Here is a 24,999-nt window from a genome sequence, read left to right on the forward strand (position 1 = left end):
CAGCTAAGATAATTTTTTATGAGTGAAAATGATTAAACAAATAGGCGACACACACATTAATCATAATGAAAGTTAAAGAAACTCGCAATAGTTAATGTAAGGGTTCTCATTTAATAATTTTTGGCACTGATACGTGTGCCAGGTTTGTCACTAGATTTTATTGAAAGCGCATACATTAACTTTTATGATGTAGTTAGCATAAATGTTTGAAGAAATTGCTAACTTTTTTAGAAAGAGGAAGACATAATGTCACAAGATACTAAGAACTTGTCAGAAAAGCCCAAGACAAGTTTAAAAGCTAAAGTGCAAAAATTCGGTACGTTCCTATCAGGAATGATTATGCCAAATATCGCAGCTATCATTGCTTGGGGTTTGATTACTGCAATTTTTCTATCACCAGGGGGCTGGTTCCCTGATGCAGCGATTAATAAAATGAGTAGTCCGGCACTTACTTACTTATTGCCATTATTGATTGGTTACACTGGTGGGAAAATGGTCTATGAAGACCGTGGTGCCATCGTTGGTGCCATCGCCACGCTGGGTGCTATTGTTGGATCGGATGTGCCAATGTTCATTGGTGCGATGATTATGGGACCACTTGGTGGTTGGTGTATGAAGAAGGTTGATAGTTTATTCCAGGCAAAAATTAAGTCTGGATTTGAAATGATCTATAACAACTTTTCTGCCGGTATTATTGGTATGTTGTTGGCAATTTTAGCAGAAATAGTGGTTGGCCCATTAGTTGTTGCCGGTAGCAATGTTATGGCAATCGGAGTCGACTGGATTATTTCCGTTCATGCACTACCATTAGCCAACATATTTATCGAACCTGCTAAGGTACTGTTCTTAAATAATGCACTTGGAAACGGTATTTTAGTACCGTTAGGAATTCAACAAGTGACAGATGCAGGAAAGTCAGTTCTTTTCTTATTGGAGTCTAATCCGGGTCCTGGTATTGGTGTTCTGCTTGCTTTTTCTTTGTTTGGTAAAGGTAGTGCCAAGTCTTCAGCACCTGGTGCAGCCATTATTCAATTTTTTGGTGGTATTCATGAAATTTACTTTCCATACATTATGATGAAGCCATCATTATTCTTAGCAGTTATTGGTGGTGGAATTACTGGTACATTCACTTTCCAAATGTTAGGTGCTGGTTTAAAAGCTGCCGCTTCACCTGGTTCTATTATTTCGATTTTATTGATGACACCAAAAGACTCATACATTGCTGTCCTTGCAGGAATTTTGTCAGCCGCGATTGTATCGTTTGTGATTGCAACAATTATTTTGAAACGTGATAAATCAAATCCTGAAGATGATGACTTTGCTAATAAACAGGCACAAGTGTCTAATATGAAGTCAGCATCTAAGGGGAAGACGTTAGTTACTAATGGAAGCCAAGCAATGGATTATGCAAGTGTGCAAAAGGTTATCTTTGCCTGTGATGCTGGTATGGGTTCTTCGGCGATGGGAGCTTCTCTGTTACGAGATAGATTTAAAAAAGCGGGGTTGCAAGATATTCCCGTTACTAACGTAGCTGTCCGTAATTTGAAAAATGAAAATGGTTTGTTAGTGGTGACGCAAGAAGAATTACAAGAACGTGCACAACAAAAGGCACCGCATGCATTGAGTGTAGCCGTACAAAACTTTATGAATAGTCCGCGTTATGATGAAATCGTTGAAAACTTAAAGGATGCACAATTAGGTGGGAGTGGTGCCGTAGATAAGCAATCGGCAGTAGTTGAAGCAAAAGAACCAGTTGTTAATGATTTTATAAATGTTGCTGAAATTCAGGTAGCTTATGATAAGTCAAATGCTGGGTCAGCTACTATGACCACGGATATTTTAAGTGAAAAAATCAATCATGCCAATAAGCAAACACGTGTTAAGCGAGTTGCTATTCGTGATTTGCAAGATAAAGATGGTAACTTGATTGTTTCAACACCGAAAATTATTGAAACGCTAACTAATAAATATCAACATGCCCAATTAATTGCAATTGAAAATCTTGTTGATAATAAGTTAAATGAAATTTCAAAAAACGTGCAATAAAAAATATAACGAGTAAATGAGAGGAATAAACGGTCATGGAACTACAAGCAGACATGATTAAGATAAATCAGAATTTTGTAAATGAAGATGATGCTATTAAGTTGGCAGGGCAAATTTTAGTCGATGCAGGATGTGTTACACCAGAGTATGTTGATGCAATGATTGATCGCAATAACGATGTTTCAACTTATATGGGTAACTTTATTGCAATTCCTCACGGGACAGATGCTGGTAAGCAATATATTAAAAAGACAGGTATCTCAGTTGTTCAAATTCCGACTGGTATTAATTTTAGTGAAAATAGCGAAACTAATAACAAAGTGACTGTTGTTTTTGGTATTGCTGGTAAAAATAACGAGCATTTGGACATTCTCTCAAAAATTGCGTTGTTGTGCAGCAATATCAACAATGTTGCAAAGTTGGCAGATGCCCAATCATCCCAAGAAATTATCACATTATTGAAAGAGGTTGAAAACTAATGAAAGCAGTACATTTTGGAGCAGGTAATATTGGACGAGGATTTATTGGTGAAACATTAGCATCAAACGATTTTTCAATTGATTTTGTAGATGTTAACGATACAATTATTTCAGCATTACAAGAACGTCACGAGTATGAAATTGAATTAGCAGCTACAGGACAAGAGAAAATTCGGGTTAAAAATGTAGATGGTATTAATAATGGTAAAGAACCAGAGAAGGTTGTGACAGCCATTGCAGAAGCTGACATTGTGACAACTGCTATTGGTCCTAAAATTTTAAAATTTATTGCTCCTTTAATTGCTGATGGATTGGTTGCACGTAAGCAACAAAATAACACACAAAAACTAGATGTTATTGCATGTGAGAACATGATTGGGGGATCAGATCATCTTAAAACTGAAGTTTATAAGACTTTGGATGATGAGAATAAGGCATTCGTTGATGAATATATCGGTTTCCCTAATGCTGCGGTTGATCGTATTGTGCCATTACAAAAACATGATGATCCGTTAATGGTTTCTGTTGAGCCATTTAAGGAATGGGTTATTGATGAGTCACAAATGGCCCGGCCTGAATTAAAGCTGGCCGGTGTTGAGTACGCACAAGACTTGGAACCTTTTATTGAACGTAAGCTGTTTTCTGTGAATACTGGACATGCTACCGTTGCCTATACCGGTAAGGCCTTGGGATATGAAACAATTGGGGATGCCATCAAAGATGAACGTGTTTTGGAACAATTGAAAGGTGTTTTGTCAGAAACAGGAGATCTTTTGATTGCAAAGTGGGGCTTTGATCGTGCGGGTCATGAGGCATATCAGCAAAAGATAATTGAACGTTTTGAAAACACTTATATTTCTGATACGATTGCCCGTGTTGGTCGGACACCAATTCGTAAACTTGGTTTTGACGAACGCTTTATTCGTCCAATTCGTGAAATTAAAGAACGTGGTCTGACATATGAAAAGTTATTAGAAACAGTTGGTAAGATTTATCAATTTGACGTTTTAGAAGATGATGAAAGTGTTAAGTTACTCCAAATGTTAAAAGAAAAGTTTTCTGAAGTGGTTGTTAAAACAACGGGACTTAGGGATAAAAATTTGATTGATGAAATTGCGGGTACGTTAACACAAGAATTTGTTTAACATTGACTGGGTATATTTCTTTTGAGAGAACGAGACAAAAGGCGGTTTGTAGCCGATGTGTAACACGCTTATGCTGATAAAAATAGCAGGATTATGATTAATACAATTTTAAATAAAACAAGTTGGGACAGCTTCTTATGTCGCAACTTGTTTTTTTGTACAAAAAAAGAATTATCAGTCCATGCTGTTAACAATTGGGTTGATGATTCTTTAAATGTGTACTAAAAAATGACCGTTACTTTAGTCCGCTTTGATTAATCAAAAATAGTATGTGCAATATTTTCAGCATCAATTAAGTTTTTATCTGAAATATTAGGACGAGGTGAGAAGGTTGTAAACCATGACCATCCCTCCGTTGGAACTCCCCAGATAAATAGGCCAGGAACTTCTTGATCGTGGGTATCGATTGCAGCTAATGTGTCTTTATTCATACGGGTTCCGCCTACTGAATAAGTTGTGCCATTTGAGCGTGTATACGTTGCTTCACTTAACAGACCATGATCACGTAAATTAGCTAATAGCGGGTTGTTTGTGTTCGTCAATGAAAGTGCTGACAAATGCGCTTCAACTAAGTTATCAACAGTCCAACGATTATGCCGACTATCTGTGACAACGTAATGTGTGTCTTGAATATCAACTTTTAAACCAGGCCCAGCAACAGTTAATAAGCCTGCTTCGATTAATGCACGCATTTGTTCAATACGTAAAATTGGTGGGCCAACTGAAATTAATGAATTGAATGGATTGAAGTGTTGCAAAAATTTCTCGTATTCATCAGCATTAAGATAGCCAGCATCCAAATAGTGACGAATAATTGAACGAATATCGCGTAACATATCAAAGGAACCAGCGTAAGGTGCGTCGTCGTTTCCTTTATAAGCATCATTGATATCCCATGTTAAGTAATTCATCATGAAATCGCTATATTCAACTTCGTCAGGTACGTCAGCAACAGGATTAAGAATACGTTGCCAATCCATAATATATTCTTCTGCAACACCGAATTGGCGCGCAGTTGTATTTAAATCATCACTTTCAGCTAAAGCATCCATGAAGTGATCAGCATTAAATGGCCAAGTAATACCGAAGTCATTGATGGTATTACGATAATGCTTATACTCTAATTCTTTTTGTAGTAATTTGAAAAAAGCATCGTAAGATAATTGACCATTATTTTCTGCAGCTAACTTATCTAAATTTTTGTTTGTAAAGAATGTTGGTTTATAACCGGCTTTAACTTTTTGATTGATACCACGTGCATGTAATGGTAGACCACGGCGTGAACCAGCAATAATATGAGGTTCCTTACCAGACGGTAGATAATATAGAATACTATTATTATCGCGAGCAAAACGACCGCCACGACCGATGGTCAGTTTTGCTAAGTAATCAAAAAAGCTTAATCCTAATCCACGTAGGACAACTTTTTGTCGGGCTGGAATATCATCTAATTTAGCCTCAGCTGGATGTGTTGGCTGGATATAAAGCATATTTTGATTGGCGGTAGCAGCCTCAGAAAAGGCTTGTTGTTCAGACGATAAAATACTATCGGTCATACCAGTTGCCAAAATAACCTTATCAGCAATAAAAGATGTATCATCATCTAGAACAACAGTGTATTGCGTTTCTTGTTGTTTAACATCAATCACTTGTTTACGCTCATAAGATAAAATAACATTACCAGGTACTTGTGTTCCTAAACGTTCATAAAACCATTGGCCGTAAGCACCAAAAAGCGCACGTGATGTAAACCGATTAGGATTAATACGAGAAATTTCATCTAGAAAATGCTCTTTATTAATAAATTGGCGGCGTTGGACATATTCTTTACCATATGTAATAGCCCACTCATAAAAGTTAGGACCATAAGTAGCTGTAGCAGCATGGTTTGGAACTGAAGGATCTGGGAATAATGTTAACTGGCGAGTAACTGTGTTCATCAAAAAAGTGGGATCTTGGTCCGGATTCCAAACGCGGCCACCGATTGGGAAATTATCATACAAGGTAATGTCAACAGGTTCCGTAATGCCTTTAGCGTAAGACATAAGGCGTTCTAATAATGTTAAATTACGTGGTCCGGCACCGACTAAAACTATTTTCATTGGGTGCTGCTCTCTTTCTTAAAATTTGATAATTCATCTGGTGAATAAATGCCGATATCTTTGACGTAGATATTCCCAGATCTTTTAAGACCTTCGTTTTGCAATAGGCCTTTTTTAGGATAAGCGAAAGTAACGGTTGCAGTAGCACGAATGGCTGAACCTAAAATACTACCAGTTGTCGCATGTAAACCGGAAGGAATATCAACTGAGACAACGGGGATGTTGGCAGAATTAACACGCTTAATCATATCACCAAGTTTGATTGGCACATGTTTTGATAAACCAGCACCAAATAAGGCGTCAACAATAACGGTGTAGTGACGGAAATCACGTACGCGATTATGTGGTGTAATACCATAGTTACGAGCAATTTCTAATTGTTTGGCAGTATTAGGTGCGGCACGATGTTCATCTCCTAACAATAGTAGGTCAACATTAACGCCTTTTTGGGATAACATACGGGCGACTGCGATTCCGTCGCCACCGTTATTTCCTAAACCAGCAATGACGAGTACATTAGACAAATCAAAAGCACCAGCACCTAGCACATCAATAACAGACATAGCTGCTCGTTCCATCAGAACTAGTGGGTGGACACCAATTTCATCAATGGTGTAGTGGCTAAACCGTTGCATTTCTTGGGCAGTGACTGAATCAATCATGAAAATCAACCTCCTTGTAAATTTTATATTAGTAATCAATTATAACGTCCACTGTTTATTATATCGCAACTGACTGTTAAAATGTTTCTAGTACAATATTTTTTAACATAAAGTAAGAAAAAGAGAGGAGAGATTATGGATATGCAAAAAATTCCAGAAGACATGCAAGATGTTCGCGACCGAGTTGCGTTAATGGCAGGTCGTGGATTTACCGTATCTGAAGAAGATGTTATTAAAGAAGCACTAAAAGCTGGCTTCCAATCAATCGTTGATGAAAAAATGGATGGTAATTACTATACTGTGCGCTGGGATGAAAATTTTAGTGCCTTACAAGTATTTGGTATGGACAATGAATTAGTTGGATCAGCTATGCCAAAAGAGGGTAGTGCTAGTTTTATTGCACAATTTGAAGCAAATGCCACTAATACTTGGTATACTTTGGATAAGGATGCTTTAAAAATTATTGGACGTTAAGTTTAAAAATTAGTTAATAAAGCTGATTTTAAGTACAATAATGTTATATAGTTAATGTTAGTTTATTTATTTCGTTATAAAACGAAGGAATCTCATTTAAGGAGCAATTATTGATTATGGAAAGTAATATGCGTAAATACCTAGCAGAGTTCTTTGGAACTTTGATGTTGGTCGCTGTAGGTACTGGTACTGTTGTATTGGTTGGTCTACAAACAGGTCCACTGCCTGTAGCCTTGGCATTCGGTATCGCTTTAGCAGCTGGTGCTTATGCCTTTGGACCAATTTCAGGTGGTCACTTTAACCCAGCTGTCTCATTGGGTGCTGCCATTAATGGTCGTATCACGTGGGGAGAGTTTGTTGGTTATGTGATTTCACAATTAATTGGTGGTCTTGCAGGATCAGCTATTGTTTGGGCAATTATGCAAAGTGTTGGTGCTAACGCCACAATGATCAAGCAAGTTGGTTTCGGTCAAACTGATTACACAGCACCTGTATCATTTATTGGTGCATCTGTTATTGAAATGATTTTGACATTCTTGTTTGTTCTAGTTATCTTGATGGTAACTTCAAAGAAGGCTTCAGCATCTTCAGTTGCTGCACCAATGATTATTGGTTTGACATTGGCTGCATTGATTATAGTAGGTGTTTCAGTTACTGGTGCTTCATTGAACCCTGCGCGTTCATTTGGACCAGCAATCTTCTTTGCAATGTTTGGATCAGCTACAGCATTGACTCACATTGCTGCATACTTCGTCGGACCTTTGGTTGGTGGGGCACTAGCTGCACTAGTTGCTAAGTATGGTCTTGGATCAGAAGAATAAAAATATTTAAAAATAAAGTCATGGCGAACGGAAATGTTTACCATGGCTTTTTTGTATGGTTCCAAAGCGGTAGTTATATCTGCTCTTTGTAAACGCGCACCAATCAGCAACATTCCTTATATAAGCCCAATTTTGACCCAGACGCCTGACAGCGTCAGGGCACAAAACAGGTCTTATACCGGAATGTTACCCGCAGATTGGCAACGCTCTTCATAAACGCGATGAACTACCAGTCCGTCAAAAATAAGCGATAAATATGTCATACGCCTACGCTTTGCTGCGGCAGCATGCCAAATTTATCGCTTATTTTAGACTCCAAAGCGGTAGTTATATCCGCTCTTCATAAACGCGATAAATTTTCAATCCAGGTAATATAAGCCACAAACACGGTGTAATGCCTGCGCAGTCGCTACGGCGAATACACCATATTTGTGGCTTATATTACCTGTCAAAACGAAAATTATATCTGCTCTTTGTAAACGCGCACCAATCAGCAACATTCCTTATATAAGTCCAATTTTGACCCAGCCGCTTAGCAGCGTCAGGGCACAAAACAGGCCTTATACCGGAATGTTACCCGCAGATTGGCAACGCTCTTTTTTAATCATGTGCTATTCTTGCTTCCGATGCGGCTGCTATAGCTGCAACAATATCATCGATGAAAGTATTTACACGGCCACCGTCGTGTTGTTCAGCATTTAGTTGGCCAATGATGCCTGGCTTGGTGCGATCCAAGTAACCAAAATTGGTCCATGAAATTGTGCCGTAAACGCCAAGAATTGACATGACTAATTGTTCATCAATACCATAGGTCGAATGGTCTTGACTAATACGGTTTTGTAGTGGTTCAGGTAATTGGTTTGTTTGAGCAAGATCGTCAATTGCCAATCCAGTCATAATGGCATCTTGAACTTCAGTTTTATGTAGGACATGTTTGATAGAATCAAGTGCAATTTCGTGTGTCATATCTGGGATATGATCTTTTTGACCGGCAACTGTTAACTCAGCAATTGCATCTAATGCAACACCACGATCGGCTAGCATTTTGACGACATCTTCGTAATAATCACGTTCAGTAAATAACATTTTTGGGTAAACTCCTTGTTTAATGATGCTCTTATTGTACCAAATATAATAACGAAAATTATTATTCGGTCATCGTTAAAATTGTTTTACCTTGTAGTGAATGATGGCGAGCTTGCTCATGAACATCACGTAAATTAGATAATGTGAATGGTAAGATTTGACCAATGCGAATTGAAATTTTATCGGTAGCCATATCATTAAATAAAGCCTGTAGATTAGGACGTTTACCATCTGAATATGTATTGGCAGCATCTATGTCAAATTCGGCAACAGCAGCATCATCTAAACCAGCTAAACTACGTAATAGGCCACCTTGCTTCAAAATTTTAGCTGATTGTATAGAAACTGACCCACCGATTGTATCTAATACAGCATCAAAATCAGCTAGTTCATTTTCATAAGCAGTATGGTAATCAATTGGTGTCACATTACCTAATGACTTTAAGTAGTCAAAGTCCGCTGGCTTGGCTGTTGCGAAAACTTGTGCGCCAATATTTAGTGCTGCTTGGATTGCGACAGAACCAACGGCACCTGCACCACCTTGAATTAAAATCTTTTGATTTGGTTTAACGTTTAAGTCTCGATGAATCATTTGGTAACCAGTTGCAGCACCGATAACGGCTGCGACAGCATGTGCATCATCAATATTATCAGGAACTTTAGTGGCTGCCGATTGACCAACAGGTACGAATTGGGCGTATGCTTTTTGATGGCGCGTTGCCGCAACGCGATCGCCAACCTTGAAATCAGTGATGTCTTCACCAATTGCAACGACTTCACCAACCACACTAGAACCGGGAATTAGTGGCAAGGACTCAGAAGTTCCCATTTTACCAGCAATGAATTTCACATCGTATGGATCAATAGCAATGGCATGATTTTTAACTAATAATTGTTTTTTTAGTAATTTAGGTATTTCTGTTGTAATAGTCGTAAGTTCAGTGACTGAACCATATTGATTAAGTTGAATAGCTTTCATGATGATATCTCCTAATATTTATATACAACAATAGTGTAACTTAATTTTCTTTTAAGTGGCATAATAAAAAATGGTATTTGCATGATGACTGACGGATGGCTAATTTTTTGATAAAAATAAAAAGAGATAAAAAACAGTTGCCAAACAATATATGCTGTGATAACTTATGTATATACTAAATCACGAACGAAATGAGGATATATTCTATGAATGAACGTAGTTTACAATTTGATATGATGACGTCCTCTAACCTGACTGTATTATCAAGCAGTTGGGTATTTTGAAGTGATTAATTATCGCTGATGAACGCCATTCAACTTGGTAATGCAGATTTGCTGTACTTATCTAGGTTGAATGGTGTTTTTATTTTACATTAAGGAGAAGGTGTATGGAAGCAGGGAAAAATGAGTTAAGGCGTTCGATGGGTGTATGGACGGGAATTTCAGTGGTGATTGGAACTGTAATTGGTTCTGGTATTTTCTTTAAGCAAGGACAAGTTTTAGAGACAGCAGGTGGGACTACTGCTGGTTTGATGGCGTGGTTAATTGGTGGTCTTATAACTTTAGCAGGTGGTTTGACTGTGTCAGAAGTTGGTTCAAGAATTCCTGAAACTGGTGGCATTTACATTTATATGAAGAAATTATACGGGGGATTTGCAGGATTTTTGACAGGGTGGACCCAAGTCGCAATTTATGCACCGGCAATTATTGCTTCAGTAGCTGCTTATTTTTCACAGTTATTCGCAAATTTTTTTGGTATCCCAATGACGTGGACACCATTAATTGGTATCATAACGGTTGTTTTAATTACGGCGTTAAATTCATTGGATAATCGAATTGCAGGCGCGTTCCAAGTTGCCACAACTAGTATTAAATTAATACCAATTGCTGCACTTGTTATTTTTGGTATTTTTTTTGGTAAGGCTGATGCTTTGGGACAAACGGTAGCACATGTTACATCAACGGGATCAGGTAATTTTGGTCTAGCGATTTTAGCAACTTTATTTGCTTATGATGGCTGGGCAACATTAGCTAATTTAGGTGGTGAAATAAAAAATCCTAGTAAAAATTTACCAAAAGCGATTGTTTTTGGTTTATTAATTGTAATTTTAGCCTACGTTGGGGTAACATATGGTATTTACCAAGCATTACCAGCAAATAAAATTGTTGCATTAGGTAGTGAAGTGCCATACACCGTTGCGACACAAGCATTTGGACAGTTAGGCGGTAAGTTAATAGCGATTGGTATTCTAGTATCAATGATTGGTACATTAAATGGTAAAATGTTAGCTTTCCCACGAATGGTTTATGCAATGGCTGAAGAAGGGGTTTTGCCACGTTATTTAAAGCGAATTAATCAGGCAAAGGAACCAATAGCAGCGTTGTGGACGACAGCTGTTTTAGCCATGATTTTGATTGTTTTGTCAGGTGCTGATTGGTTGTCAGATATGGCTGTGTTTGTTATTTGGCTATTTTATGCAGCAACATTTTGTGGGGTATTTATTTTAAGAGCAAAAGATCGTAAACAAGGTATTACATTAGATGCAAATACATTTAAAGCCCCTTTGTATCCCTTAGTTCCATTGGTTGCAATTGGTGGAGCACTATTTGTCTTAATTAATACTTTAATAGCTAGTTTTTCGATGGTGTTAATTTCTTTTGTGTTTGTTGCATTGGGAATACCTGTTTATTATTATTATCAATTTAAAAATAAATAATAATGGTTTGTCCCTCTATTAAAACCGATTATGTAAATTTGCCTGTTTATTGTAAAAGTATGCGATAATAAATATACAAATATAAATGAATAGGGAGTATATCAGGATGGGAAAATATCATGTGACAAATTATGAACAACTGTCGTTTGATGATTTTAATCAACCAACTGGTTTACCAATTAATCAAAATAATCGATGGGTTGTGCGTGCTGACAACATGCCATGGCATGATTTGGAAAAGCAATATGCAATGGTTTTTAAAAGTAAACGTGGCCCTAAACCATTACCATTTCGTTTAGTATTTGGTGCATTAATGATTCAGCAACTGTTAGAATTAACGGATGAAGAAACGTTAGAGCAAATCAAAGAAAATCCGTATTTACAATATTTTGTTGGTCAATCGGGTTATGTGTATGAACGGCCATTGAGTTCATCAACATTGAGTCGTGCACGACAACGAATTGGTGATGCAGAAGTTTTGGCAATGGTAAACGAAATGGAAGCGTTAATGGCGCAAAAAGGTATTAATTCTAAAATTGGTCGACAACATTAGTTTATAAATAAAATGAAAGGCTCTGTACTTGATTTGACAAGTGCAGAGCCTTTTATTAATAGAATGTTTTTAATTGTTGTGCGATTTACGTGCTTGAATAAAGTAAATAATTGAAAGTAAAATCAAAAAGCCAGCACCAATACTTACAGAAATACGAGTATCAGGATTAATGAACATAAAGATAACAATAATAATCAATGACAGTAAAGCAATGTAATTTGTTAATGGATAAAGTGGCATCTTAAATGGATGCGTCTCCATCAAATCTTTATTAGCGGCTCTAAAACGTAGTTCTGAAACTAAAATAACGAACCAAGGAACCATACCTGGTAGCACACTAGAACTATAAACTAAGACAAACAAGTTAGCGGTTGATTTACTATATGCTGAGAAAACCGTATTTAGAATAAGTCCAAGTAGAATACCACCAGAAATAGCGAAAATAGAAATATAAGGTACTTGATGTGAAGAAATTTTAGACAAAGATTTGGCTGTTTGACCGTCCCTTGATAATTTAAATAACATACGACTTGAGCTGTAAATACCTGAATTAGCACCTGACATGGCAGCTGTTAAGATGACGAAATTGATAATACCAGCAGCACCGGAAATACCAACTTTAGCAAAAGTTTCAACGAATGGCGAACCAACAGCATCTAGTTGATTCCATGGATAGATGGTTACGATAACAAAAATAGCACCAATATAGAAAATCAAAATACGCCAGACAATTGAACGAACCGATGAAATAATAGCATGTTTAGGATGTTCTGCTTCACCAGCAGTGATCCCAAGAACTTCGATCCCTTGATATGAACCAACGACAATTGATAATGCAAAGATAAATCCTTTCGCACCACCTGTAAAGAAACCGCCGTGTGCCCATAAATTAGATAGACCAATGGCATGCCAATTATTACCTAATCCCAAGAAAATGACCATCAAACCAAGGACAATCATGATGATAATCGTAACAACTTTAATCATTGCAAAATAAAATTCCATGGTACCGTATGCTTTGGCTGAAGCAAGATTGGCTAATGTTAAGGTAGCAATTACGACTATGCCAGAAATCCAACCTGGTAGATGAGGCCACCAATAATTTAAATAAGTGCTAACGGCAACAACCTCACTAATACCGACAACGATATATTGAAAAACGTTACTCCATTTTGTTAGATAACCAGCTAAAGGATGAATGTAGTTTGAGGCGTAATCAGCAAATGACCCAGTCGAGGGATTTATAAAAATCATTTCGCCTAAAGCACGCATGACCAGGTACAATAAAATCCCCACGAAGGCATACGCTAATAGTACTGAAGGACCAGTCCATTGAATGGTTGAAGTTGACCCCATAAATAGGCCGACACCAATGGTACCACCCAAGGCAATCATTTGCATTTGACCACCCGTTAAGGAACGTTTTAATTCTAAGTTATCTTTGCCCTGTTTCTCTTTCATAAACTTTCTCCTTTTTGTTTAAAAAGTATACAAAAAACCCATCCAATTAACCTGCACCGCTAAAAAGGGTGTCGAGCTGATTGGATGGGCCGTTAATAACTAATAATTTATTAATAGCACGCTAAACTCCCCAACCAGCCAAGATGGTGGTTGAGGTGGTGGTCGTTACTAAATTGTTGTTTTTCATATTAGACTTAAACATAATGAATGACCTCCATGCGTTAATTAATACTTAGAAGAATAGCATTAATATTCTCTGAATTCAAGGATTATTTTGAAATAATGAAAAACATCGACTTGTTTATTAATTAAATAATAATAATTTAGTCAGCGTTTTCTAATTTTTGATGAGAAAATTTTATCAGTTATATTCCGTTGATTAATAAATTAGCTGGTAGATAAGAATAATTTTTTAAGAGGGAAACAATGTGTAAATTAACATTATGGCAAAAATGTGTCGGCGTGAAAGTCCACAGAATTATGCGGATAAAGATGGCAAATTAAAAGCGGTATTAGGTAAACGAGAAATGATGGCAATGGGTATTGGAACGGTTATTGGCGCAGGTGTCTTTACCATGCCTGGCATTGTAGCCGCTGAATACGCGGGCCCGGCAGTTGTTATTTCATTTATTTTGGCAGCCTTAATTGCAGGCTTAGCCGCTTTAGCCTATGCTGAATTAGCTTCGGCAATGCCGTTTGCGGGTTCCGTTTATTCTTGGTCTAATGTTATTTTTAGTGAATTTGTCGGTTGGTTAGCTGGGTGGGCTATTTTAGCTGAATATTTGATTGCATTGGCGTTAGTTTCTTCAGCTTGGTCGTCATATTTTCAAGGTTTTTTAACTGGATTTGGCTTTGAGTTACCTAAACTTTTTCAGGCAGCGTTTAATATTAATAAGGGGACGGGCTTTAATTTATTTGGTGCGTTAGCAATTTTATTAATTGGTTATTTAGCGTGTCGTGGTTTAAAAAATATTGCCAGGATTGAGAATTGGTTAGTAATCGGGAAAATTTTCGTGATTATTTTGTTCATCTTAGTTGGTTTAACAGCTGTACAAGTAAATAATTGGGTGCCGTTTATACCACAACATCAACCAGGGACGCATTTTGGCGGGGTGTCGGGAATTTTGGCAGGGGCGACACAAATATTTTTTGCATATATTGGCTTTGATACGATTGCTGCTAACTCAGCTGAAGTGAAAAATCCACAAAAAACAATGCCACAAGCAATTATTGGTACACTAGTTATTGCAACGACACTATTTGTTGGTGTTGCGTTAGTATTAACGGGCATGTTCCCATATGAAAAGTTTTTAGACAATGCTGAACCAGCAGCATGGGCATTACGAGAATCAGGGCACTTATTTACAGCCAATTTACTGTCAGTTGTGGCATTGATGGGGATGTTTTCAGGCCTAGTGGCATTATTAATCGGCGGATCGCGTCTTATTTATTCATTTGGTCGGGATGGTTTAATGCCACGACAGTTTGCAAAAGTGGATCAAAAAGGATTACCTAAGACAGCTATTATCGTGATAACAATCATTGCGATTATATTAGGTGCAGTTTTTCCAATTGGCATGCTTGCTAATCTTGTTTCAGCAGGAACTTTATTGGCATTTATGATAGCGGGACTAGCAGTTTTACGATTACGAAAACGACAAGATATTCTGCATAACGGTTTTAAAATGCCATGGTTTCCTATTTTACCAATCATGACGGTATTAGCATCATTTATTTTATTGTTTTCATTAAATACAGCAGCAATTTGGTTAATGGTTGCGTGGCTAGTTATTGGGATATTAGTTTATTTGTTTTACGGTATTCAGCACGATTAAAAAAATAAAGTTATTTATTTGAAGCCAAAAGGGTCCTGCCCTTTAGAGGCTTTATTTTTATTTAATGGTATATCGAAAAAAATAAGTGTGCGATAATAAATAATAAGATATGTTTAGATAAATGGGAGAAAGCCGATGAAAAAGTTATTGGTTTTAACAACAGGTGGTACAATTGCATCTACCAAAACAGAGCAAGGTTTAGCACCTGGCATGACAGCAGATGAATTAATGACTTACGTTGTCCCACGGGATGACGTTCAAATGTCAGTTGAAAATATTATGGGAAAAGATTCAACCAATATGCAACCAGAAGATTGGTTGATTATTGCTAGTCGAATTTTAGAACACGAGGATGAATTTGATGGCTTTATTGTGACTCATGGTACTGATACCATGGGTTACACAGCTGCAGCATTGTCATATTTATTGTATGGCGTTAAAAAGCCAGTTGCATTAACGGGTTCACAAATTCCGTTGGGAGAATTACAAACGGATGCGATTCGAAATTTGGATGATGCTGTGACGTTTGTTAGTCAAACGCATTTAACTGGTGTTTATTTAGTGTTTAATGGTTTAGTTATGATGGGAACACGAGCCGTTAAGACGAAAACTAAGAGTTATGATGCGTTTGAGAGTATTAATTATCCATATTTAGCTAGTGTAAATGCTAGTGAAATGGTGTCATTATATGAACCAGAACCTGAAAAACATCAATTGCAATCGCACGCTTCATTAGATCCAAATATATTTGTGTTAAAGGCCTTTCCAGGATTGTCCGTTGATATTTTTGATTATTTAGTAGATCACACTCATGGTGTTATTATTGAAAGTTTTGGTAATGGTGGTTTACCATTTCAAAGACGTAATTTGATTCCTGGTATTGAAAAATTAATTGCTGCAAATATTCCAGTTATTATCACAACACAGATTTTAGAAGAAGGGCAAGATATCAATTTGTACGAAGTTGGTAAACGAGTTGCTGATGCTGGTGGTGTAACGGTCGGCGATATGAATACGGAAGCGGTTGTCGCTAAATTAATGTGGGTGCTAGATCAAACACGTGATCCACAAATAATCACACAAATGATTCAAACACAAGCAGCATATGATATTGGGTTCGTTTAACGCAGACGATTTAGGAGGAACAAATGGCAAAATTATCATATGATATTTTAGAAAAATTCGGTTCATTATCAACCAATAAAAGTGGTTGGGAACTGCAACTAAATTTCGTGCAATGGGGGGATAATCAACCGAAGTTCGATTTAAGATCATGGTCACCTGACAATAGTAAAATGGGTAAAGGTTTAACATTATCTCATGAGGAGATAGTTGCTTTAAACAAGGTTTTAACGGCTATTTTATCAGCTGAACATGCTCCAATTGTTGATAACGATACAGTGGTTGAAAAAACCGAAGAAACTGACACACACCCTAAATGGGGACGTTTGAACGATATGTAGTAGCCGTGTATAAGGGATCGAAATCGTCCACCATTATATGCTTAAGGACATCAATTCACTACTAATAGTGAAACTGATGTCTTTTTTATTATGACGAAAAAAGTTAGTTAATGACGTCATTGTTGCACGTTGTTTTGTTGTCTACACTAATAACAGTGATTTTGAAATGGAGACAAGACAATGAAAATTACAATTATTGATGGCGTGCTTGCCAAGCAACAACGAATAGATTTGATTATTGTAGCAGCATGGTTAAATAACCAGGTTAATCAGGTTGTTGTGTTGATGGATTTTATGGTATCAGACTATGCCAATCAACTCTGTCAAGCATTGCGAGAAAATGATGATACCTGGCAATTTGTGCAAAAAGAAGGCATTATGTTGCTACATAAAGAAAAAACGTTCCGTGATTTGGAACGTCAATTAATGGGCAATGGGAAATTGCAAATTTTTGATTTTAATAAGATGGCAATTGTTATTCCTAATGTCGATACGAAGAGTTTGGCATATCTGCCTAACCAAATAGAACAAATTTCAGATTATCTGTATGGACAGATGAAACCAATGTGTTTATTGCCAACGCAACATGCTATTGATCATCTGATGACAAAAGGTTGGCGGTATGCTAACGCCCAAACTAGTCTAGGACCAATTATTTTAACTGATGCCACAACGACTAGTAAGGTGACCAGTATTTCATGTCATAATCAACGACTATCTAATAGTGTTTTGCTGACTTTAATAGATTAAGGCTTACTAGTAATCATAATGGTGACAGTTGATGTAGCGGTTTGTTGTTGGGTTTCTTCTATAAAAATAGCCACTTGCCAAGTTTGAATACGATGACCGAGTTTTACAGGCGTTGCAATGGCTGATAAGGTGCCGTGATTGGCTGGAGATAGATGATGCGTATGAATATCGACACCAACAGGTATATGGTTGTTATCAGTTATTGATGCTTGAGCTCCCAAGCTAGCGGCAGTTTCAGCTAAAAAAGCATTGATACCACCATGCACAATGCCATAAGGTTGTTTAATGTTGTCAGAGATGGGTAAGCGGATAATCGTTTTTTCAGCCGAAACAGTGGCAGTCTGCACATTGAGATATTCTAGGGCGTTCATCATAAAACCTCACTTAAATAGATTCTTGTTAATCATCATTCTAATATTAATTTGGAAAAAATAATAGAAAAAGATTATACTACTAATAGTGTTTACAGAATTAAAAGACAAAAATAGGAAGTGCAGATAAATATGACAGTAGAATGGTCAACAGTTAAAGAATATTCAGAAATTTTCTTTGAGCGTACTGATGCAATCGCAAAAATTACGATGAATAATCCACGTCATCATAATGCATTTACACCAGATATGGTGCAAGAAATGATTGATGCCTTTTCAATCGCCCGTGATGATGCTTCAATTGGTGTGATTATTTTAACCGGTGAAGGTGATAAAGCTTTCTCATCTGGTGGTGATCAATCAGTTCGTGGTAATGGTGGGTATGTTGGACATGACCACATTGCCCGTTTGAATGTTTTGGATCTACAACACTTGATGCGTATCATTCCTAAGCCAATTATTGCAATGGTTAAGGGGTGGTCAGTTGGTGGTGGTAACATTTTGCAACTAGTTTGTGATTTGACGATTGCTGCTGACAACGCTATGTTTGGACAAACCGGTCCTAAGGTTGGTTCATTTGATGCTGGTTATGGGTCAGGCTACTTGGCACGTGTTATTGGTCATAAGCGTGCCAAAGAAGTTTGGTTTTTGAATAAGTTTTACACAGCCAAAGAAGCTTACGATATGAACTGGATTAATCGTGTGGTACCACTGGCAGAAGTTGAAGATGCAACGATGGAATGGGCTAATATCATCTTACAAAAGTCACCAACTGCTTTGCGCTTTATTAAGGCTGCAATGAATGCAGATACTGATGGTTTGGCTGGTTTGCAACAATTCGCTGGGGATGCAACGATGTTGTACTATACAACTGACGAAGGAAAAGAAGGAAAGGACGCCTTCTTAGAAAAGCGTGATCCTGATTTTTCAAAGTATCCGAAATTCCCATAAATAAGTGATGAGACTCGATAGGTGACCATTAATCATGGCAACTGTTGAGTTTTTTATCATGTCATCATAAAACGTAAAAAAGGAATGCATATGGATAATTGGCTTACAAAAAGAGCACAGTTGACGCCAAATCGCTTAGCTGTCCAATATCAAGAAACAAAGCTAACTTTTTTACAAATGCAAAATAGCGTATTAAAGTTGGCTTCACAATTAGCGCACTATGCTAAAAACGAAGAACGAGTAGCAGTTATCACATCAAATAATTTACAAGGTTACTTGATGATTTTAGCCGTGCAACAATTAGGTAAGACGGTTGTTTTAATTAATCGACGCTTGGCAGCGCGTGAAATTGATTTTCAGTTAAAAGATGCTGCAATTAATTTAGTTGTGCAGGACGATGACTTTAAGTTAGCATTATCAGCCGGGCAACAACTGTCTTTTGCAACAGTTGCTGATACGACTGTTACGGATGCTATAACACCAGTCTCTGATTTTGATCTAAAAAAGGTTACATCGATTATGTATACATCAGGGACGACGGGTAATCCTAAAGGTGTGCTGCAAACATTCGGTAATCATTTTTATTCGGCTGTTGGTTCGGCATTGAATTTAGGAATTATGCCAAATGATGTCTGGCTTGCGGTGGTACCAATCTTTCATATTAGTGGTCTATCAATAATGATGCGTTCATTGATTTACGGTATGGGTGTCCGTTTGGTTGAAAAGTTTGATGTTCAAAAAATTAACGCTATTTTGTTGGCTGGTGAAGTGACAACAATTTCGGTGGTACCGATGATGTTGACGCGTTTATTAGCAGCTTTACCTGCAAATACGCAATATCACCGTAATTTTCGAACAATGTTATTAGGTGGTGGGCCTACTGATTTAACAACCTTGCAGAAGGCAACAAATGCTGGCATTGAAGTTGTACAATCGTATGGCATGACTGAAACTGCCTCACAAGTAATTGCTTTAGACGCAGCAAATGCACCACGTAAAATTGGGTCAGCTGGTCAACCGCTATTACCGGTTTCTTTACGGATTGCGCACCCTGATAATAAGCAACATGGGCGTATTCAAATTAAGTCACCAACATTGGCGGTCGGTTATTTGAATCAACCAGAAAAATATGCTGATTCATTTGAAGATGGTTGGTTTGACACTGGTGATATGGGTTGGATAGACGATGAAGGCTTTTTGTACATTGATGGCCGTGAAGGTGATATGATTTCGTCGGGTGGTGAAAATGTTTTTCCGGATGAAATTGAGAGTACATATGCAGAATTATCTGAAATTGCACAGATAGCTGTAGTGGGCGTGCCTGATGAAAAATGGGGTGCAGTGCCAGTTGCCTTTATTATTTTTGAAGATGATAAAGTAATATCACAGGAAGCTTTGCGTGATTTTGGCCGTGAAATGTTAGCACATTATAAAGTGCCAGCTAAATTCTATCAACTTGATGAATTTCCAAGAACTGCTAGTGGTAAAGTGCAACGTCATAAATTAGTTGATGCTATGACAGATGCAAGGCTGATAAGCTAACTATTTGAATTTTTTAAATGAACGTTTATAATAGTTTTTAATCTAGGAAAGGGGGTGATACGTTTTGGCAGATTTAAACAATCAACGAAATGTATCGCCCTTGTCATAAGGAAACAAGGGCGATACGTTCTGTAGGTTAGTAGATAACTACTAACATGATTATGCAGATTGTAATTAATGAGCATAATCAGGAGCATCAAGTGACGAGCTTGGTGCTTTTTTATTACCATGATATAATCGTGGAGAAACAAGAAAATAAGTTAAATGAGGTGTTAGAAATGGAAATCATTGACGTTACGCCAAATACACAAAAAGATTGGGAACGTATTTATGCTGAGGCATTTCCTGCATATGAACAGCGACCAATTGCAGAATTAGTGGCGCTAGTTGAACAGCAAGATGCCATAAAAATGCAGGTGGTTGTAGATGATCAAACCGTTGTTGGTGTTGCTTATCTATGTGAAATTGGCCTGTCAAAAGCATTCTTACTATATTTTGCTATCGATGCAACAATTCAAAGTAAGGGATACGGTAGTCGTGCTTTAGCTATATTGAAAGAACGCTATGAAGATGGTCTTATCCTAGAAGCCGAACAGATGGGAACACAAGCTGAAAATGAAGCACAACGGACACGACGCTATGATTTTTATATGCGTAATGGCTTTGAAGATAAGCGGTTGTTATCTGAAAATTCTGGCGGGGTATTCCACTTGTTAGCAAGCACACCTGACATTAGTGCCACTGAATATCTACAAGCTATGCATGCGCTGTCAATAGAGGCAATTGTACGTAGAGATGATTAATTTAATAGCAATGATTTAATCAGTAGTAAACTATCAGGTGTCTTGATGGTTTACTACTTTTTATTTATAACTATAATTTATTTAATATTAAATATTACCTTTTAAGACTAATTATTTGGTAAAATTATGATTAATAAAATATCTATGATTTAGATACAACAGGTATTTCAACACGATTAATTTAGGGCTAGTCTAGGACATAGAAAGGTAGGGCTTGTGTGGTATGGCACAACAGGGTTTAAAACCTAGTATCAGTACCTTTGGGATTATTTCTTTAGGTGCTGGTGGGGTAATTGGAAGTAGTTGGATTTATACAAATAGTCAATTTTTTCATCAATACGGTGCGGGTGGTGAGATTTTTGGGCTTCTAGCAGCATCAATTTTAGCGATTTTGGTATCATTATCGTTTGCTGAATTATCGACAATTTATCCAAAAGCTGGTGGTGAAGTCGTTTATGGTTATGAGGCATTTGGTAAAAAAGGAGGCTTGTTTGCAGGTTGGGCATTATTAGGATCATATTTGAGTGCTTTAGCATTTTATGTGACAGCATCAAGTATGTTGTTATCACAAATCATCCCCAAAATTGCAACGGGACCAGCATACTCATTTGCAGGGGCTAAAGTTCACTATATAGAACTGATTTTAGGTGTATTAATTACATTATTTATTTTTGCAATTAATTATCGTGGAGCTAATTTGACTAGTAACGTGCAAATTGTCTTGTTTGTGCTTCTTATTTTAATTGGTCTTATCTTGATTGTTGTAGGTTTTAGTCATGGTAAGCCAAGTAATTTTTGGCCAGCTTTTTATGATCATCAGACGAAAGCCCCTGAAATTTTCCGCTTTATTTTACCAGCAATGACTTTCTTAACGGGTTGGGAGTCGATTGGTGTGATGGCTGAAGAGGTCAAGACGCCAGCTCGTAAAATTGGTCGTATTGTGGTGATTGCCATTATGATTGCATCAGCATACTACTTGTTAGTGTTGTTAGCATCAGCATGGGTTCATCCTTGGCAAAGTACAGCAATGATGGAAATGGGAACAGTTGATGCATTCAAAGCAGAAGGTTTCCCAATACTTGGAACAGCTGCTTTTATTATTGCTTTCTTAGGATTAGGAACTAGTTTTTTGGCATTGTTTTCAGCAGCGCCGCGGTTAATTTACTCATTAGCAGAACAAAAAATTTTACCAAGCTATTTTGCTAAAATTCACCCAAAGTATGGGACGCCAAGTCGTGCAATTATTATGACATTAATCTTAGTGTTAGCATTAGGCTGGCTTGGTAAGGGTGCCCTAACGTATTTCTTGGACATTGGTGGTTTCTTAACCGCATTAGCTTGGGGAGTTAACGCCTTTAATTTGGTTGCTATTCGTAAGAAGCACCCCGAGTTAAAGGGGGGATTCCGTAATAAGCATTTATCATTACCAGTTATTGGTGGTGTGATTGCCATTTTGATTGCGGTGTCAACAATCATTCCCGGTACATCAGTTTCGTTGGTTTGGCCATATGAATATGTTATTTTAGGCATCTGGATTGTGATTGGTTTGGTAAGTTACTTTACAGGTAAGAAATAAATTTCGTTTAAGAGAACTATGAGCAATATCATGGTTCTTTTTTTATGAAATAAAGTATATCTAAGCAATTATTGCGTATAGGTTTTATAATGAAACCAAGAAACCTTAAATATTTAAGGTTTCAGTAAGCTGATAATAGGCACTTTTTAAGGTTCAACGCTTATAGTCACATTCAAAGAGAGAAATAAGTATAAGAGGGTGGTGCGTTATGGTTGAAAATACAATTAAATTATTAGTAGTTGAAGATGATTATGCGTTAAATGATACGGTAAAAGAAACGATTTCAGAATTAGGTGAAGTTGTTCAAGTTCATGATGGTGATGAAGGGTGGTTTGAAATTGAATCTGGGGTATATGATGCCGTGATTTTAGACGTCATGTTACCAGGACAAGATGGTTTTACGATTTTGAAGAAGGCTAAAGAAGCCTTGCCAAATTTACCGATTTTGATGTTAACAGCTAAAGGTGAATTGACCGATAAGATGCAAGGGTTTGATCTAGGGGCTGATGAATACGTTACAAAACCATTTTATAAAGAAGAACTTTTGGCACGTTTAAAGGCATTACTTCGTCATACAGGTGTTTTGGGACAAGATGGTGCTTTGGAAGTTGGTAATATTCAAATTTATGTCGAACAGCATAAAGTTTTAGTTGGTAATGAAGAAATTAGTTTACAAGGTCGTGAATTTGGACTACTAGTTTATCTGGTACAACATGTTGGCCAAATTGTTACAAAGGATCAAATTTTTGATCGCTTATGGGGCTTTGATTCAGACACTTCTTTGACAGTAGTCGAAGTTTATATGTCTAATCTACGAAAGAACTTACGCCAAGCGGAGGCGCAAGTTAATATCAAAACGTTGCGTAATGTTGGTTATACGTTAAGTGCAACAAATGAGGATTAATGGCTGATACCAAAGTGGTCAAAGAACCACATTATCAGTGGCGTAGATTTAAAAAGTGGTTGCAAAGAATCCGCGCTTCGCTACCACAACAAGTAAAGATGACCATTTTAATGGTGATGGGTTTTACATTTGTCTTCGTATTGATTGGCACATTTACCATTAATCAATTTCGGACAGTTATGTATGGTAATGCGCAGCATCGCGTAAGCCGAGTTTTTGATGTGCAAACTAATCGTTTTGATCGGCCTATCGTTCAAACTGAAACGGCACAAGTCACTGATTTTGTTGATTCTTTTAAGGTATTGAATTTACCAAAAGAAAACAAAGTTTATTTACGAGATTACCGTGGTAGTTGGTACTTCTTTAATCGGCGTGGTGATGAATTGGCTTATGTGGATGTTACAGCAGAGCACGAATTAGTTGAGTCATATCAAACACGATTATTTTGGATTTATGTCTTATCCGAACTTGCGTTATTATTAATGGGCATGGCATTAACTCGTGCTAATATGCGGCCTATTATGCGATCTTGGAATCAACAACGCACATTCGTTGCCGATGCAGCGCATGAATTTAAGACGCCGATGACGGTAATTCAAAATAATTTGGAACGAATGCTTGAACATCCAAATGACACTGTAATCGATCAAGTTGAAAGTGTTGCCAATGCGCTAACTGAAGTTAGACATTTAAATAATTTAACGGGTGACTTACTTACCTTGTCGCAAGCTGACGCTGATATTCCATTGTTTGCGTTTGAAGAGATCGATTTGGCATCGACAATTCATGAAGTGGGTGATATTTATGCTTATAATGCTGCTGAAAAGAAACAAACTTTAGAAGTGATTGCACCAGAAACCATGCCAATTGTGGGAGATTCTCAACGCTTGCGTCAATTACTCGTGATTCTAACTGATAATGCACAAAAGTATGCTGGTGAGGGTGCTAGTGTGAAAATCGAAGGTAAGATGGTTGGCAATAATGTCAAAATTATGGTTTCTGATACGGGACCAGGTGTATCTGATGAAGATAAGAAACATTTATTTGACAGGTTTTATCGAATTGATAAAGCACGGTCACGTTCAACGGGCGGACATGGCCTTGGACTATCTATTGCGAAGTGGGTCGTACAGGGGCATCGCGGTACCATTGATATTCTTGACAATCAACCGCAAGGAACAGTCTTTAAAATTTTGATTCCTAAAGGGCAAAAAAACGCCTAATAAAAAAGCTTAACAAACCGAGAATTAGTCTGCATGGCAGTTACTAAAACTAAGGG

The 24,999-nt window shown here is 37.3% G+C and carries 23 protein-coding genes; 17 read left to right on the forward strand and 6 right to left on the reverse strand.

Going from position 1 to position 24,999, the window contains the following annotated elements; all coding sequences use genetic code 11:
- Window positions 1–246: 246 nt before the first annotated feature.
- The 3 genes from FFM61_RS00770 to FFM61_RS00780 are packed head-to-tail and all read left to right on the forward strand — an operon-like array spanning window position 247 to window position 3,670.
- A complete protein-coding gene (locus tag FFM61_RS00770; RefSeq protein ID WP_074426587.1) occupies window positions 247–2,046 on the forward strand; it encodes a PTS mannitol transporter subunit IIBC in 1,800 nt (599 codons plus the stop codon).
- A gap of 35 nt (window positions 2,047–2,081) precedes the next feature.
- On the forward strand, window positions 2,082–2,525 hold the full coding sequence (locus tag FFM61_RS00775) for a PTS mannitol transporter subunit IIA (protein ID WP_074426586.1): 444 nt from the start codon (window positions 2,082–2,084) through the stop codon (window positions 2,523–2,525).
- Window positions 2,525–3,670, forward strand: coding sequence for a mannitol-1-phosphate 5-dehydrogenase (locus FFM61_RS00780; protein WP_074426585.1), 1,146 nt, complete (start codon window positions 2,525–2,527; stop codon window positions 3,668–3,670). Before FFM61_RS00775 ends, FFM61_RS00780 begins: the two co-directional genes overlap by 1 nt.
- 254 nt (window positions 3,671–3,924) lie before the next feature.
- Here FFM61_RS00780 and FFM61_RS00785 read toward each other — a convergent pair whose 3' ends face one another.
- Both FFM61_RS00785 and FFM61_RS00790 read right to left on the reverse strand, forming a co-directional pair.
- Complete coding sequence (locus tag FFM61_RS00785) at window positions 3,925–5,772, reverse strand: FAD/NAD(P)-binding protein (protein ID WP_074426584.1); 1,848 nt, start codon at window positions 5,770–5,772, stop codon at window positions 3,925–3,927.
- Entirely contained in the window at window positions 5,769–6,431 is a 663-nt protein-coding gene (locus tag FFM61_RS00790) for an NAD(P)H-hydrate epimerase (protein ID WP_174855257.1), read from the reverse strand. Before FFM61_RS00790 ends, FFM61_RS00785 begins: the two co-directional genes overlap by 4 nt.
- A 138-nt stretch (window positions 6,432–6,569) precedes the next feature.
- Here FFM61_RS00790 and FFM61_RS00795 point away from each other — a divergent pair, with 138 nt between their 5' ends.
- Window positions 6,570–6,908, forward strand: a complete 339-nt coding sequence (locus tag FFM61_RS00795; protein ID WP_074426582.1) for a hypothetical protein — start codon at window positions 6,570–6,572, stop codon at window positions 6,906–6,908.
- A gap of 116 nt (window positions 6,909–7,024) precedes the next feature.
- The gene (locus FFM61_RS00800) at window positions 7,025–7,729 is read left to right on the forward strand and encodes an MIP/aquaporin family protein (protein ID WP_174855255.1); all 705 of its coding nucleotides are present in this window, start codon (window positions 7,025–7,027) and stop codon (window positions 7,727–7,729) included.
- Between the two features lie 600 nt (window positions 7,730–8,329).
- On the opposite strand, the gene FFM61_RS00805 is transcribed toward FFM61_RS00800, so the two are convergent.
- Window positions 8,330–8,815, reverse strand: coding sequence for a phosphatidylglycerophosphatase A family protein (locus FFM61_RS00805; RefSeq protein ID WP_074426581.1), 486 nt, complete (start codon window positions 8,813–8,815; stop codon window positions 8,330–8,332).
- Between the two features lie 61 nt (window positions 8,816–8,876).
- Entirely contained in the window at window positions 8,877–9,794 is a 918-nt protein-coding gene (locus FFM61_RS00810) for an NADP-dependent oxidoreductase (RefSeq protein WP_074426580.1), read from the reverse strand.
- A gap of 388 nt (window positions 9,795–10,182) precedes the next feature.
- Here FFM61_RS00810 and FFM61_RS00815 point away from each other — a divergent pair, with 388 nt between their 5' ends.
- Together FFM61_RS00815 and FFM61_RS00820 are read left to right on the forward strand one after the other, a co-directional pair.
- Window positions 10,183–11,511 carry an APC family permease gene (locus FFM61_RS00815; protein WP_074426579.1) on the forward strand — a complete coding sequence of 443 codons (1,329 nt, stop codon included), beginning with the start codon at window positions 10,183–10,185 and terminating at the stop codon, window positions 11,509–11,511.
- A 106-nt stretch (window positions 11,512–11,617) separates the two neighbouring features.
- The gene (locus FFM61_RS00820) at window positions 11,618–12,064 is read left to right on the forward strand and encodes a transposase (RefSeq protein WP_074426578.1); all 447 of its coding nucleotides are present in this window, start codon (window positions 11,618–11,620) and stop codon (window positions 12,062–12,064) included.
- A gap of 69 nt (window positions 12,065–12,133) precedes the next feature.
- Here FFM61_RS00820 and FFM61_RS00825 read toward each other — a convergent pair whose 3' ends face one another.
- Entirely contained in the window at window positions 12,134–13,525 is a 1,392-nt protein-coding gene (locus FFM61_RS00825) for an amino acid permease (RefSeq protein ID WP_074426577.1), read from the reverse strand.
- A 443-nt stretch (window positions 13,526–13,968) separates the two neighbouring features.
- On the opposite strand from FFM61_RS00825, the gene FFM61_RS00830 reads away from it, so the two are divergent.
- The 4 genes from FFM61_RS00830 to FFM61_RS00845 all read left to right on the forward strand — a co-directional run bounded on the left by FFM61_RS00830 (window position 13,969) and on the right by FFM61_RS00845 (window position 17,573).
- A complete protein-coding gene (locus tag FFM61_RS00830; RefSeq protein WP_074426576.1) occupies window positions 13,969–15,360 on the forward strand; it encodes an APC family permease in 1,392 nt (463 codons plus the stop codon).
- Between the two features lie 135 nt (window positions 15,361–15,495).
- Window positions 15,496–16,485, forward strand: coding sequence for an asparaginase (locus FFM61_RS00835; protein ID WP_074426575.1), 990 nt, complete (start codon window positions 15,496–15,498; stop codon window positions 16,483–16,485).
- Between the two features lie 23 nt (window positions 16,486–16,508).
- A complete protein-coding gene (locus FFM61_RS00840) occupies window positions 16,509–16,823 on the forward strand; it encodes a YdbC family protein (protein ID WP_074426574.1) in 315 nt (104 codons plus the stop codon).
- A gap of 180 nt (window positions 16,824–17,003) precedes the next feature.
- Window positions 17,004–17,573, forward strand: a complete 570-nt coding sequence (locus FFM61_RS00845; RefSeq protein WP_074426573.1) for a hypothetical protein — start codon at window positions 17,004–17,006, stop codon at window positions 17,571–17,573.
- On the opposite strand, the gene FFM61_RS00850 is transcribed toward FFM61_RS00845, so the two are convergent.
- Window positions 17,570–17,944: a PaaI family thioesterase gene (locus FFM61_RS00850; protein WP_074426572.1), complete on the reverse strand. Its 375-nt coding sequence runs from the start codon at window positions 17,942–17,944 to the stop codon at window positions 17,570–17,572. The two genes, FFM61_RS00845 and FFM61_RS00850, sit on opposite strands and share 4 nt — an antisense overlap.
- Before the next feature lie 132 nt (window positions 17,945–18,076).
- Here FFM61_RS00850 and menB point away from each other — a divergent pair, with 132 nt between their 5' ends.
- The 6 genes from menB (at window position 18,077) to FFM61_RS00880 (ending at window position 24,943) form a co-directional block, all read left to right on the forward strand.
- Window positions 18,077–18,895, forward strand: a complete 819-nt coding sequence (gene menB / locus FFM61_RS00855) for a 1,4-dihydroxy-2-naphthoyl-CoA synthase (protein WP_074426571.1) — start codon at window positions 18,077–18,079, stop codon at window positions 18,893–18,895.
- Window positions 18,896–18,985: 90 nt separating this feature from the next.
- Window positions 18,986–20,437: an o-succinylbenzoate--CoA ligase gene (locus FFM61_RS00860; protein ID WP_074426570.1), complete on the forward strand. Its 1,452-nt coding sequence runs from the start codon at window positions 18,986–18,988 to the stop codon at window positions 20,435–20,437.
- Between the two features lie 155 nt (window positions 20,438–20,592).
- The gene (locus tag FFM61_RS00865) at window positions 20,593–21,240 is read left to right on the forward strand and encodes a GNAT family N-acetyltransferase (RefSeq protein ID WP_240005950.1); all 648 of its coding nucleotides are present in this window, start codon (window positions 20,593–20,595) and stop codon (window positions 21,238–21,240) included.
- A gap of 223 nt (window positions 21,241–21,463) precedes the next feature.
- Complete coding sequence (locus FFM61_RS00870) at window positions 21,464–22,816, forward strand: APC family permease (protein ID WP_074426569.1); 1,353 nt, start codon at window positions 21,464–21,466, stop codon at window positions 22,814–22,816.
- Window positions 22,817–23,024: 208 nt separating this feature from the next.
- Window positions 23,025–23,720: a response regulator transcription factor gene (locus FFM61_RS00875; RefSeq protein ID WP_074426568.1), complete on the forward strand. Its 696-nt coding sequence runs from the start codon at window positions 23,025–23,027 to the stop codon at window positions 23,718–23,720.
- Window positions 23,720–24,943 (forward strand): sensor histidine kinase, encoded by a 1,224-nt coding sequence (locus FFM61_RS00880; protein ID WP_074426567.1) that lies wholly within the window; start codon window positions 23,720–23,722, stop codon window positions 24,941–24,943. Before FFM61_RS00875 ends, FFM61_RS00880 begins: the two co-directional genes overlap by 1 nt.
- The last annotated feature ends 56 nt before the right edge of the window (window positions 24,944–24,999 follow it).

Origin of the sequence: Weissella hellenica, assembly GCF_005405545.1 — a bacterium.
Taxonomy (GTDB): domain Bacteria; phylum Bacillota; class Bacilli; order Lactobacillales; family Lactobacillaceae; genus Weissella; species Weissella hellenica.

Bases quoted from the DNA above. Each gene is read 5' to 3' on its own strand.
- FFM61_RS00770 (WP_074426587.1), top strand. From the start codon at position 247: ATGTCACAAGATACTAAGAACTTGTCAGAAAAGCCCAAGACAAGTTTA.
- FFM61_RS00775 (WP_074426586.1), top strand. From the start codon at position 2,082: ATGGAACTACAAGCAGACATGATTAAGATAAATCAGAATTTTGTAAAT.
- FFM61_RS00780 (WP_074426585.1), top strand. From the start codon at position 2,525: ATGAAAGCAGTACATTTTGGAGCAGGTAATATTGGACGAGGATTTATT.
- FFM61_RS00785 (WP_074426584.1), bottom strand. From the start codon at position 5,772: ATGAAAATAGTTTTAGTCGGTGCCGGACCACGTAATTTAACATTATTA.
- FFM61_RS00795 (WP_074426582.1), top strand. From the start codon at position 6,570: ATGGATATGCAAAAAATTCCAGAAGACATGCAAGATGTTCGCGACCGA.
- FFM61_RS00800 (WP_174855255.1), top strand. From the start codon at position 7,025: ATGGAAAGTAATATGCGTAAATACCTAGCAGAGTTCTTTGGAACTTTG.
- FFM61_RS00805 (WP_074426581.1), bottom strand. From the start codon at position 8,815: ATGTTATTTACTGAACGTGATTATTACGAAGATGTCGTCAAAATGCTA.
- FFM61_RS00810 (WP_074426580.1), bottom strand. From the start codon at position 9,794: ATGAAAGCTATTCAACTTAATCAATATGGTTCAGTCACTGAACTTACG.
- FFM61_RS00815 (WP_074426579.1), top strand. From the start codon at position 10,183: ATGGAAGCAGGGAAAAATGAGTTAAGGCGTTCGATGGGTGTATGGACG.
- FFM61_RS00820 (WP_074426578.1), top strand. From the start codon at position 11,618: ATGGGAAAATATCATGTGACAAATTATGAACAACTGTCGTTTGATGAT.
- FFM61_RS00825 (WP_074426577.1), bottom strand. From the start codon at position 13,525: ATGAAAGAGAAACAGGGCAAAGATAACTTAGAATTAAAACGTTCCTTA.
- FFM61_RS00830 (WP_074426576.1), top strand. From the start codon at position 13,969: ATGGCAAAAATGTGTCGGCGTGAAAGTCCACAGAATTATGCGGATAAA.
- FFM61_RS00835 (WP_074426575.1), top strand. From the start codon at position 15,496: ATGAAAAAGTTATTGGTTTTAACAACAGGTGGTACAATTGCATCTACC.
- FFM61_RS00840 (WP_074426574.1), top strand. From the start codon at position 16,509: ATGGCAAAATTATCATATGATATTTTAGAAAAATTCGGTTCATTATCA.
- FFM61_RS00845 (WP_074426573.1), top strand. From the start codon at position 17,004: ATGAAAATTACAATTATTGATGGCGTGCTTGCCAAGCAACAACGAATA.
- FFM61_RS00850 (WP_074426572.1), bottom strand. From the start codon at position 17,944: ATGAACGCCCTAGAATATCTCAATGTGCAGACTGCCACTGTTTCGGCT.
- menB (WP_074426571.1), top strand. From the start codon at position 18,077: ATGACAGTAGAATGGTCAACAGTTAAAGAATATTCAGAAATTTTCTTT.
- FFM61_RS00860 (WP_074426570.1), top strand. From the start codon at position 18,986: ATGGATAATTGGCTTACAAAAAGAGCACAGTTGACGCCAAATCGCTTA.
- FFM61_RS00865 (WP_240005950.1), top strand. From the start codon at position 20,593: ATGATTATGCAGATTGTAATTAATGAGCATAATCAGGAGCATCAAGTG.
- FFM61_RS00870 (WP_074426569.1), top strand. From the start codon at position 21,464: ATGGCACAACAGGGTTTAAAACCTAGTATCAGTACCTTTGGGATTATT.
- FFM61_RS00875 (WP_074426568.1), top strand. From the start codon at position 23,025: ATGGTTGAAAATACAATTAAATTATTAGTAGTTGAAGATGATTATGCG.
- FFM61_RS00880 (WP_074426567.1), top strand. From the start codon at position 23,720: ATGGCTGATACCAAAGTGGTCAAAGAACCACATTATCAGTGGCGTAGA.